At 68.9% G+C, this 11,508-nt stretch carries 9 protein-coding genes; 5 read left to right on the forward strand and 4 right to left on the reverse strand.

Features of this window, described 5'->3' with window-relative positions; translation table 11 throughout:
* Positions 1-107: 107 nt before the first annotated feature.
* The 4 genes from ABFO07_RS13555 to ABFO07_RS13575 form a co-directional block, all read right to left on the reverse strand.
* A complete protein-coding gene (locus ABFO07_RS13555) occupies positions 108-2,576 on the reverse strand; it encodes a mechanosensitive ion channel family protein (protein WP_430733059.1) in 2,469 nt (822 codons plus the stop codon).
* Positions 2,577-2,705: 129 nt separating this feature from the next.
* Positions 2,706-3,347, reverse strand: coding sequence for an NAD(P)-dependent oxidoreductase (locus ABFO07_RS13565; protein WP_059802843.1), 642 nt, complete (start codon positions 3,345-3,347; stop codon positions 2,706-2,708).
* Between the two features lie 134 nt (positions 3,348-3,481).
* The gene (locus ABFO07_RS13570) at positions 3,482-3,934 is read right to left on the reverse strand and encodes an Rrf2 family transcriptional regulator (RefSeq protein WP_059564808.1); all 453 of its coding nucleotides are present in this window, start codon (positions 3,932-3,934) and stop codon (positions 3,482-3,484) included.
* Positions 3,935-4,029: 95 nt separating this feature from the next.
* Positions 4,030-4,452, reverse strand: a complete 423-nt coding sequence (locus tag ABFO07_RS13575; protein ID WP_059564843.1) for a hypothetical protein — start codon at positions 4,450-4,452, stop codon at positions 4,030-4,032.
* Positions 4,453-4,643: 191 nt separating this feature from the next.
* Between ABFO07_RS13575 and ABFO07_RS13580 the strand changes: the two genes are divergently transcribed.
* From ABFO07_RS13580 to ABFO07_RS13600, 5 genes are all read left to right on the forward strand, one after another.
* On the forward strand, positions 4,644-4,979 hold the full coding sequence (locus ABFO07_RS13580; protein ID WP_347467612.1) for a hypothetical protein: 336 nt from the start codon (positions 4,644-4,646) through the stop codon (positions 4,977-4,979).
* A 251-nt stretch (positions 4,980-5,230) separates the two neighbouring features.
* On the forward strand, positions 5,231-6,424 hold the full coding sequence (locus ABFO07_RS13585; RefSeq protein ID WP_059959928.1) for an ammonium transporter: 1,194 nt from the start codon (positions 5,231-5,233) through the stop codon (positions 6,422-6,424).
* 158 nt (positions 6,425-6,582) lie between these two features.
* The gene (locus tag ABFO07_RS13590; RefSeq protein WP_347467614.1) at positions 6,583-8,541 is read left to right on the forward strand and encodes a PhoX family protein; all 1,959 of its coding nucleotides are present in this window, start codon (positions 6,583-6,585) and stop codon (positions 8,539-8,541) included.
* A gap of 541 nt (positions 8,542-9,082) precedes the next feature.
* Positions 9,083-9,907 carry an IclR family transcriptional regulator gene (locus ABFO07_RS13595; RefSeq protein ID WP_059959924.1) on the forward strand — a complete coding sequence of 275 codons (825 nt, stop codon included), beginning with the start codon at positions 9,083-9,085 and terminating at the stop codon, positions 9,905-9,907.
* 252 nt (positions 9,908-10,159) lie between these two features.
* Positions 10,160-11,506: an MdtA/MuxA family multidrug efflux RND transporter periplasmic adaptor subunit gene (locus tag ABFO07_RS13600; protein ID WP_347467615.1), complete on the forward strand. Its 1,347-nt coding sequence runs from the start codon at positions 10,160-10,162 to the stop codon at positions 11,504-11,506.
* Positions 11,507-11,508 lie beyond the last annotated feature (2 nt).

Consider the following 11,508-nt stretch of genomic DNA (forward strand, 5'->3'; position numbering starts at 1 on the left):
AGAAATTTATTCTATGCACATAGCATCCCGGGGAACAATATGAAAACTGCTTGTCCGCGTCGACCGGTATAAATACCGACATGCGCGTCAGGCCGGCCGGCGTCGGCTCAGGTCGCGCCGCCGTCACGCACGGCCGAGGCCGAGACCGGCGCCGCTTGCGCCCCATCAGCCGTCGCGACCGGCGCCACCGTCGCCTCGTTGGCCGCCCCGCTCTCGCCGGCCGCGGTCACCGGCCCTTGCGCGGCGCCGTGCCTGGGCGGCGACACCACCTGCATCTGCGGCACCGGAATCTCGATGCCCGCCGCTTCCATCCTTGCCTTCACGCGCGCATTGAACGCGCGCATCACCGTCGCCTGTTGCAGCGGCTGCGTGCGGATCTGCCCCTTGACGATCAGCCAGTTCGGCTCGAACCGGTCGAGCCCCCACACCTCGACGCCGCCGAGCATCTGGCGCCGCACCGTGAAGTCGCTCCACAGGTCCGACCCCGCGTCGTGGATCAGGCGCGTGATCGCGTCGACGTCGGCGGACAGCGGCGCACGCACCTCGAACACCGCGCAGCCGAAGTCGCGCGACAGGTTCTTGACGATCTTGATCTGCGAGAACGGGATCGCGTGCAGCGCGCCCTGCCCGTCGCGCAGCCGCACGGTGCGGATCGACAGGTGCTCGACGGTGCCCGCGTGGCCGCCGTCGACGTCGATCCAGTCGCCGACCGAGATCGTGTCCTCGACGATGATGAACAGCCCCGTGATCAGGTCGGACACGAGCGACTGCGCGCCGAAGCCGACCGCGAGGCCGATCACGCCGGCGCCGGCGAGCAGCGGCGTGACGTTGATGCCGAGGTTCGCCGCGGTGACGATCGCGGCGATCGTGATGATCGACACGAACACCACGTTGCGCACGAGAGGCAGCATCGTGCGCGCACGCACGCTCGGATTGCGGCCGCGCCGCGCGGCGGCCGAGTTGAGCGCCTCGAGAATCGCGGTGTCGACGATGATCCACACGAGCCACGACACGAACCACGTGACGACGATCGCGGACATCGCCTGCGCGATGCCGCGCGCGGCCACGCTGTGCTCGACGATGCGCGCGATCGAGATGCCCCACAGCCGCGACGTCAGCTCGATGTAGCCGAGCCAGACGAACAGCGTCGCGAGCGAACCGGCGAAGCGCACGAGGCGCGCGACGTACGCGGACTGGTTGCGCCGCACGCGGCGGTGCGCCGGGTTCGGCCGCGTGATGCGCAGCACGACCGCCGACAGGAAGAACGCGAGCACCAGCAGCAGCGCGGTGACGATCGACGTCTGCAGCAGGTTCGACGACGTGCGGCTGCCCGCGAGCGTGCCGAACACCGCGGCGAACGCGAGCAGCAGCACCGGCACCGGCCACAGCCATGCGGCGAATTCGGCCATCTCGGTGGTCGCGCGATGGCCCGTGCGCTGCGCGTAGCTGCGGTTGCGGATCAGGTGCGCGACCGGGCGCCGGTAGGCGAGCGCGAAATACGCGCACAACGTGGCCGCCGCCATGTTCGCGACCGTCGCGATCAGGCCCGCGAGATTGGTGCCGAGCAGGTGCCCGACATCGTAGTTGAGCAGCGCATCGCCGAGCGCGCCGAACGCGCCGATCACGCGCAGCAGGCGCCACGAGCGCTCGATCAGCACGCGCCCCGCCGCGCGGCGGTGGCCGGCGCTGAACAGCGCGAACATGATCAGGCACAGCGCCGCGAACACCGAACCGGCGACGATCGCGTACGCGATCACCAGCGCGACGGTGCGGCCGAGCGATTCCGGCAGGTTGCGCGCGATCGTCAGCACGAGCACGAACGCGATGATCCACGGGCCGACGCGGCGCAGCGCGAACATCAACATCTCGTGCGCGCCCGGGTTCGGATTGAGCCTCATCGCCACGCCGAGGCGCGCGGCAAGCCGCTGCTGGATCGCGATCAGCACGACCGCGCACGCGCCCCAGCCGACGAGCAGCAGCGCGAAGTCGAGCAGCACGCGGCCGAACGAGTCGGGCCCGTGCCCGCTCATGATCGTGTACAGCTCGTTGCCGGCCGCGTTGAAACGGCCCGCCCAGTAGCGCACGGGCGAGTCGCCCTGCTTCATGCTCGATTCGACGGACGCCATGCCGGACGCGATCGCGCCCCACAGGCCCGCGTTCGCGGCCGACGCGGCCGATGCGCCGGACGCTGCCTGCGCGGTCTGCGCGACGTCGCGCAGTGCTTTGAGCTGCGACACGAGCGCGCTGCGCTGCCGGTCGTTGTCGAGCATGCGGATTACCGCATTGAACGACTGCGCGATCTCGGCGGCGCTCGCCGGCGACGGCGCCGATGCCGCCGCGGCACCCGACGCAGCCGCGCCCGACGCCGCCGACGCGGGCGCATCGGCCACCGCCGGGGTCATCAGCGTCTGGAAAGCGGCGAGTCTGGGCACGGCCGCAGCCGATGCCGGCTGTGCGCACGCAAGCGCAACGCCGAATACGGCCATGCCGGACGAGATACGGGGCCGGAGCGGCCGGCCCGTCGCGACGCGGCGGAACAGCAACACAAGACAGCAGGCCATCAAGGCCCAGCCCAGAAATTGCAAGGAGAACGAAAGCAAATTGCGATCCTGTCTGGGGTAACACGGATCGCCTAGTGTAGCCGCAAGCGGCGGCGGCCCCGCCGAAACGGGCCGGCAGCCGCGTCATGCGGCCTGCCGTGCGGCTCAGTACGCGACGGTCGCGATCTCGCGCACGAAGCTGCCCTGCTCGAGCGCATCGACGAACGCCACCGCGTAGTCTTCCGTCGAGATCTTGCTGTCGCCGTTCGCATCGACGATCAGCGCCCCGACGCCGGTGCGGAACACGCCCGTGCGCTCGCCCGGCGCGATCAGCGCGGCCGGCGCGAAGAACGTCCAGTCGAGATCGTTGACGGTGCGCAGGAACGCGAGCGCATCGCGATGCGCGAGCGCGACCGGCTTGTACGCGTCCGGAAAGCCGTCGACGTCGACGAGCTGCTTGCCCGGCGCGACTTCGAGCGAACCCGCGCCGCCCACCACGACGAGCCGCTTCAGGCCCGCCTGGCGCACGCCGTCGACGAGCGCGCGCGCGGCCGCGACCACCTTCGCCGTATCGTCCTGCTTCGGGCCGTACGCGCTCGCGACGACGTCGTGGCCCGGCAGCGCGGCCGCGATGCTGGCCGGATCGAGCAGGTCGGCGGCCTTCGCGGTGATGCCGTTGGCGCTCGCGCCCGGCGTGCGCGACAGCGCCGTCACGCGGTGGCCGCGTCGCGCGGCCTCGGCGGCGATGCGCGAGCCGATCGTGCCGGTGGCGCCGAAGAGTGCGATGTTCAAGGTACGTTGCGTCATGTCGATTCTCCAAAAAATATGTAACTTATCCAATTACATATAAGTGCGAAAAAAATGGGACGATCCATTGATCGACCCCGTTGCGCCGGCCGCCGCTGTCGCGCCGCCCGGCTCACTGCCCTGCTGCCCGCCCGTCAGCCCGCGCCGGCCGGATGCAGCCGAAGCTGCTCGGAATTCAGCACGTCGGCCGTCACATCGGCCAGCGTGCGGGTCGCCAGCGACGCTTCCATCGCGCGCTGCGCATCGCCGATGTAGTCGGTCAACGCACCCTGGATGTGCCGCCCGACGAGACACGCGGGATTCGGCGCCTCGCGGTGCAGCGCGAACAGCTGCGCGTCGTCGACTGCCCGGTAGACGTCGAGCAGCGTGATGCCGCCCGGCTCGCGCGCCAGCAGCGCGCCGCCGCCGGCGCCGAGCTGCGACGTCGTCAGCCCGGCGGCCGCCAGCATCGACAGCAGCCGGCGGATCAGCGCCGGGTTCGTGTTCACGCTGCCGGCGATCATGTCGGACGACAGCGGCTCGCCTTCCTGCATCGACAGCAAGGCAAGCACGTGCACGGCAAACGCGAAGCGGCTGCTGGTATTCATTCCTGACTCACTCGGCGTCGCCGGCCCCGACTGCGGCCGGCAACATATGTAACCATGATAAGTACATTTAACGGATCGCGCAAGTGGCCGATCAATCAATGGCCGCTTGCCGGCGCAGCCGCGGATGCGCCCTGCTGGCTCCATTGCTGGAGCTTGCGGCCCGCCTCGGCGATCCGTGCGCCAGCCTCGGACGCGGCATGGGCGACGACCGCGGACGCCGCCGCGTCGAACTGCGCCTGCGCGGCGGACGCAAGGCCGCTCGCGGAGAGCGGCGGCACGGCCGACGCCGCGGACGCGATGCCCGCCTTCGCGACGCCGAGCTGCTGGTTGACCGTGCTGGCCATCTGGTCGATCGCCTGCGTCGCGTGCTTCGCGACGTCGGCGGCCGCGCTCGCGGCGGTGTCGGATTGCGGGGGCGGCGCGTCCTGCTTGTCGCATCCCGCGAGCAGCAGCGCCGCGCACGCGGCGGCGGCCGCCAGCGCGGGCCCGCCTCCCAATCGCCATGTCTTCATCTTCATCAGCATGTCCTGGCCGCGCGTCGCACGGCCTTCCTAGTTGAACCGACGACGATGATACCGCCGATGCCCGCCGCGTTCGCCAACCGCAGGTTAAAGATAGCTTTCAATTTCGGACTCGTCTGATTCAATCGCGCGCGCGATCCCTCTACAGTGATGCAGCTTCAACCCGCCTCGCCCGCATCCCGACGTCCATGAATTTCCTCATCAACTGGCTTATCGCCCTGGCGGCCCTGCTGGCCGTCAGCCTGTTCCTGTGCCTGCGCGCGCCGCACACGCGCCATCCGGCCGATATCGGCCGCCAGCGCCGCATCGAATCCGCCCGCCTGATGTCGCAGGCGATCCTCGGCTTCTGGACGGCCGCGCTGGTCGTCGTGCGCGGCATCCTGATCAGCGATGGCGACAACGCGTCGCCGGCGGGATGCGCGGCGATCGCGTTCGCCGCGCTCGGGCTGGCGTCGGTCGCCACGTACTGGGCGGTGTGCGCGCTGCGGCTGCGCCGCCCCCGCGCGTTGTTTACGCACGCCTGACGCGCCACGGCGGTGCACGGCGATGCATGCGCCGCACCATCCGGCATCCCGCGCGCACCAGTCCGACCCACGCCGCACCATGTGCGTGCGGCCCGTACCCTCTCCCGGTCGCCGCCGTGACGCCACGGTGCACCCGCGCACCGTCGGCATGCCGCGCCGCGCGGCGCGCCGCACCAATTCCACGCAGGCATTCACCAGCTTGGCTCGATTTTTGCGTTCCTTGCCCGTTTTTTGCGCAAGGAAGCCTTGGAATGGATGGTCTGAAATCCGGCGTCGATACGCTGTTCCTGTTGATCGGCGCCGTCATGGTGCTCGCGATGCACGCGGGCTTCGCATTTCTCGAGCTGGGCACGGTGCGCCGGAAGAACCAGGTCAATGCGCTCGTGAAGATCCTGGTCGATTTCTCGGTGTCGACGATCGCGTACTTCTTCATCGGCTACACGATCGCGTACGGCGTCGAGTTCTTCGACGACATCGGCACGCTGTCGCAGCACAACGGCTATGCGCTGGTGCGCTTCTTCTTCCTGCTGACGTTCGCCGCGGCGATTCCGGCGATCATCTCCGGCGGCATCGCCGAGCGCGCGAAGTTCAATCCGCAGCTCGTCGCGACGCTGATCATCGTTGGCTTCCTCTACCCGTTCTTCGAAGGGATCGCGTGGAACGAGCGCTACGGCGTGCAGGCCTGGCTCGCGCACGCGTTCGGCGCGCCGTTCCACGATTTCGCGGGCTCGGTCGTCGTGCATGCATTCGGCGGCTGGATCGCGCTGCCCGCGATGCTGCTGCTCGGCGCGCGCCACGGCCGCTACGGCAACGACGGCCGGATCGCCGCGCACCCGCCGTCGAACATCCCGTTCCTCGCGCTCGGCGCGTGGGTGCTCGCGGTCGGCTGGTTCGGCTTCAACGTGATGAGCGCGCAGACGCTCGACAAGGTGAGCGGCCTCGTCGCGCTGAACTCGCTGATGGCGATGGTCGGCGGCACGCTCGCCGCGTGGTTCGCGGGCCGCAACGACCCGGGCTTCACGTACAACGGCCCGCTCGCGGGGCTCGTCGCGGTGTGCGCGGGCTCCGACGTGATGCACCCGATCGGCGCGCTCGCGACCGGCGCGGCGGCCGGCGCGCTGTTCGTCGCGATGTTCACCTGCGTGCAGAACAAGTGGCGCATCGACGACGTGCTCGGCGTGTGGCCGCTGCACGGGATGTGCGGCGCGCTCGGCGGCATCGCGGCCGGTGTGTTCGGGCTGCCCGCGCTCGGCGGCCTCGGCGGCGTGTCGTTCATGTCGCAGCTCGTCGGCACGCTCGGCGGCATCGCGATCGCGCTGGCCGGCGGCACGCTCGTGTACGGCGCGCTGAAGGCGACGGTCGGCCTGCGCCTCGACCGCGAGGCGGAATTCGACGGCGCCGACCTGTCGATCCATCGCATCTCGGCAACGCCCGAGCGCGATTGAAATTCGAGCAGGCGCTCGACACCCCTACAACTTCAATTCAAAAAACTTTCATCGAGCGTCCCTAAACTGCTGTCCAGTTTTCAATTCGCCTTCGTACGGCTTGCGATCGCAAGCAACGTGAAGGCGACATTCTTCCAACAACCGAAACTGGACACCACATGCCCGCGTTGCCCAATGCTTCCCGTCGTCACGCCCTGAAGATCCTCGCCGGCGCACCCATGCTGCCGCTCTCCGGGCTCGCGCTGCCCGCCATGCTGACGGGCTGCGGCGGCGACGACAATCCCGCGTCGACGCCGGCCGCCGCCGCGTTCGCCGCGGCGACGTTCTCGCCGATGGCGGCGCCCACGCTCGCCAACGCGGCGGCCATGGCCACGACGACGGTCGGCTCGACGCTGTCGGTATCCTTCGCCGACGGCACGTCGACCAACTACACGCTCGCGTACAAGCCGTTCTTCGTGACGGGCGACCTGGTGCCGGACGGCAAGGGCGGCACGATCCTCGCGGGCGGCTACTACGACATCAACAACCAGCCGATCATCGACCGCTCGGTCGCGGGCAAGGAGCGCCAGTTCTATTCGGACTGCCCGGACGGCAGCTCGCTGCTGACGCTGAAGAACGCCAGCGTGGCCGGCGTGAAGGGCAACACGGTGTTCGCGGTCGTGCAGTTCGAATACACGACGCGCGACCAGGCGAGCGTGTCGCAGTACGGCCAGCTGCCGTCGCCGATCGCGGTGCTCACGCTCGACCAGGATCCGGCCACCGGCGCGCTGAAGCTCGTCAAGTACCACAACGTCGACACGTCGAAGGCGCACGGCCTGTGGATCACCTGCGGCGCGAGCCTGTCGCCGTGGGGCACGCACCTGTCGAGCGAGGAATACGAACCGGACGCGACGAAGGCCGCGACCGACGCGCAGTTCAAGGCATTCAGCAAGAACACCTTCGGCGACGAGACGAAGGCGAACCCGTACCACTACGGCCACCTGCCCGAAATCACCGTGAACCCGGACGGCACCGGCACGGTGAAGAAGCACTACTGCCTCGGCCGCATCTCGCACGAGCTGATCCAGGTGCTGCCCGACCAGCGCACCGTGATGATGGGCGACGACGCGACCAACGGCGGCCTGTTCATGTTCGTCGCCGACAAGGCGGCCGACCTGTCGGCCGGCACGCTGTACGTCGCGAAGTGGACGCAGACGTCGTCGGCCGGCGCGGGCGCCGCGACGCTCACGTGGATCAGGATCGGCCACGCGACGAGCGCCGAGATCGAGGCGCTCGCGAACACGCTGAAGGCATCGGACATCATGGACGTCGCGACGACCGATCCGGCCGACGCGAGCTTCACCAAGGTCCACTTCGGCGGCAAGTTCAACTGGATCCGCGTGAAGCCCGGCATGGAAAAAGCCGCCGCGTTCCTCGAGACGCACCGCTACGCGGCGCTGCTCGGCGGCAGCATGGGCTTCACGAAGCTCGAAGGCACGACGGTGAACGCGAAGGACAAGATCGTCTACACGGCGATGTCGCGGATCGAGACGTCGATGGTCAAGGGCAACGCGGCGTCGCGCGACGTCGCGGTCGACAAGAAGATCGCCGCGGGCGCCGTCTACGCGCTGAACCTGAAGGGCGGCCAGCGCGACACGACGGGCACCGCGATCGACAGCGAGTGGGTGCCGGTCGACATGGCCGCGCCGGCCGCGCTGGTCGGCGAGGATCTCGCCGCCGCGGACGCGCTCGGCAACCTCGCGAACCCGGACAAGATCGCGAACCCCGACAACCTGAAGTTCTCGGAAAAGCTGCGCACGCTGTTCATCGGCGAGGACTCGGGCATGCACGTGACCAACTTCCTGTGGGCGTACAACGTCGACACGAAGGCGCTCGCGCGCGTGCTGTCCTGCCCGGCCGGCGCCGAATCGACGGGCCTGCACGCGGTCGACGAGATCAACGGCTGGACCTACATCATGAGCAACTTCCAGCACGCAGGCGACTGGGAGTCGCCGCTGCACGACAAGGTCAAGCCGACGCTCGACCCGCTCGTGCGCGCGAACTACAAGGACCGCTTCGGCGCGAGCGTCGGCTACCTGACGGCCGAGCCGACGAGCATCAAGCTCGCGAAGGCCTGACGCCCGGCGCAGCCCCCGCTTCTTCATCACGTTTCATTCGTCGGCTCTACGCCGTCTTTCGCGCGATGCCCCTGCGGCATCGCGCTTTTTTTTGCGCGCGCGCCGGCAGCGCGCATTCGCGCGGGACGATTCGGGGACGGGGGGATAATGCGAGCCGGGCGCGCAGATGGCGCGGCGCTGCGCGGCGAACGGACAAAAAAAAGCGCCACGGAGACCGTGGCGCTAAAAAAGTTCTAGCCATTCCGAGGGCCGTGCTAGAACCTGAGAGACTGCGCGAAACAACGTTGCCGGTTAAACTCCGAAACGATGTTTCGAAAACGTGAGACATTCTTTCCGTTTCCGACCGACAAGTCAAGCGGTATTTGCAGCTGCCGATACGGTTTACAGTGTTGCAAGCTTCAGCGTTTTCCTAATAAACCAAGGGTGAACCCGTAAAATCCCATACGATGAACGGTTCATCCGGATAACATGCATTCTTTGACAATCATCCTACAAATCAAACAAAATTGAAATCAAGTTTCGGAAATAGAGAGAACGCCCCGTGTCGACACCCGTGAACCCGCCTGCTCCCCGCGAACGCGATTCGTCCCCCGACGAGATTACCGCGCTTGCGCGCGGCCTGGCCGTGCTGCGGCGCATCGCCGCCGCCGACGCGCCGGTCAGCAACCGCGAGCTGACCGAACTGACCGGTATTCCGAAGCCGACCGTGTCGCGCATCACCGCGACGCTCGTCAGCGCCGGCTTCCTGTTCCAGCTGCCGGACAGCGAGCGCTTCGTGCTGACCGCGTCGGTGCTCGAGCTGAGCCATGGCTTCCTGCGCAATTTCGACATCCGCGCGCGTTCGCGGCCGTTCATGATCGAGCTGGCCGAACGCACGTCGCTGTCCGTGCACCTCGCGGTGCGAGACCGCCTCGACATGGTCGCGATCGACGTGATCCGGCCACGCTCGGCGGTGCTCGTCACGCGGCTCGAGATCGGCTCGCGGATGGACATCGCGCGCACCGCGGTCGGCCGCGCGTATCTCGCCGCGCTCGACTCCGACGAACGCCGCGCGCTGATCGACGCATTGCGGGCCGCCGCCGGCGACGACTGGCCGCATGTGTTCGCGCGGCTCAACCCGGCGCTCGACGAAGCGGCGCGCGACGGCCACACGATCGCGATCGGCGAATGGCGCGAGGGCCTGAACGCGGTCGCCGCGGGTTTCGTCGGGCCGTCCGGGCAATGCTATTCGGTGAATTGCGGCGGCGCGGCGCATCAGTGCCCGCCCGAATGGCTCGCGGAGCACGCGGTGCCCGCGCTGCACGAATGCATCGCGAAGATCACGCGCGAGATCGGCGGCGCACCGGCCCGGCGCAGCCGCGCGTAATTGCACCCGCGTGCACCCGCGCGCGGTCCGGCGCGTTCTGTAACGACCGTAACCCGTTGAAAGATAGACCGCTGGACTGTAACGGGGACGGCACGTAGCATCATGCCCATCGTCGCGCCGCCCTCGCGGTGCGCACAGCTCTTTTCCCGCGCAGGCCGCGGCCGGGCCGGCCCGCCTGACGCCGCATGCCCACGCGCAGCCCGCTTCGCCGCCCACTTCGCGGCACGCCGCGCCGTCTTCCAGACCGAACCGATGGACAACCAACAAAAGCCCACGCCCCCCGCACACGAACCCGCGCCCGCCTCCCCCGCCGCACGCCGCCCGCGCCGCAAGCTGATGCTCGGCGCGATCGCGCTCGCCGTGGCCGGCGGCCTGCTGTGGTGGCATCCGTGGAGCGGCGCGCCCGCCGGCAAGCCCGGCGCGGATGCCGGCGCGGGCGGCGGCCGGCACGGCCGCGGCGGCCCGGCCGCGATGGCGAGCATCCCGCAGCCGGTCCAGGTGGCGACCGCGACGCGCGGCGAAATGCCGGTCGTGCTGTCCGCGCTCGGCACCGTGACGCCGCTCGCGAACGTGACCGTCAAGACGCAGCTGTCCGGCTACCTGCAGTCGGTCGCGTTCCAGGAAGGCCAGCTCGTCCGCAAAGGCGACGTGCTCGCGCAGATCGACCCGCGCCCGTACCAGAACGCGCTCGCGAACGCCGAAGGCACGCATGCGCGCGACCAGGCGCTCCTCGCGACCGCCCGCCTCGACCTGAAGCGCTACCAGACGCTGCTCGCGCAGGATTCGATCGCGTCGCAGCAGGTCGACACGCAGGCGTCGCTCGTCAAGCAATACGAAGGCACGGTGAAGACCGACCAGGCCGCGATCGACTCGGCGAAGCTGAACCTCGTGTACGCGCGCATCACGGCGCCGGTGTCGGGCCGCGTCGGCCTGCGCCAGGTCGACCCCGGCAACTACGTCACGCCGGGCGACACGAACGGCCTCGTCGTGATCACGCAGATCCAGCCGATCAGCGTGCTGTTCACGACCTCCGAGGACAACCTGCCGCAGATCCTCAAGCAGGTGAACGCCGGCAAGAAGCTGTCGGTCACCGCGTACAACCGCAACAACACGGTGCCGCTCGAGACGGGCGCGCTCGAGACGCTCGACAACCAGATCGACACGGCCACCGGCACGGTCAAGCTGCGCGCGACCTTCGCGAACCAGGGCGGGCTGCTGTTCCCGAATCAGTTCGTCAACACGCGGCTGCTCGTCGACGTCGTGCGCGACGCGACGATCGTGCCGACCGCGGCGGTGCTGACCGGCTCGATCGGCCAGTTCGTGTACGTCGTGAAACCGGACAGCACGGTGACGGTGCGCAAGGTGAAGGTCGGCCCGGTCGACGGCGAACGTACCAGCATCACCGACGGCCTCGCGGTGGGCGAGCGGGTCGTCACCGACGGTTCGGACCGCCTGCGCGAAGGCGCGAAGATCACGATCCCGGCCGACAAGCCGAAAAGCGCATCGGGCGCGAACGGCGCGAGCGGCGCCTCGGGAGCCTCCGGCGCGAAGGGCGAGCACCGCGGCCGGCATCACGGCGGCGCATCGCAGGCTCAATAACG

The sequence above is a fragment of the Burkholderia stagnalis genome, assembly GCF_039848545.1.
GTDB classification, from domain to species: Bacteria; Pseudomonadota; Gammaproteobacteria; order Burkholderiales; family Burkholderiaceae; genus Burkholderia; species Burkholderia stagnalis.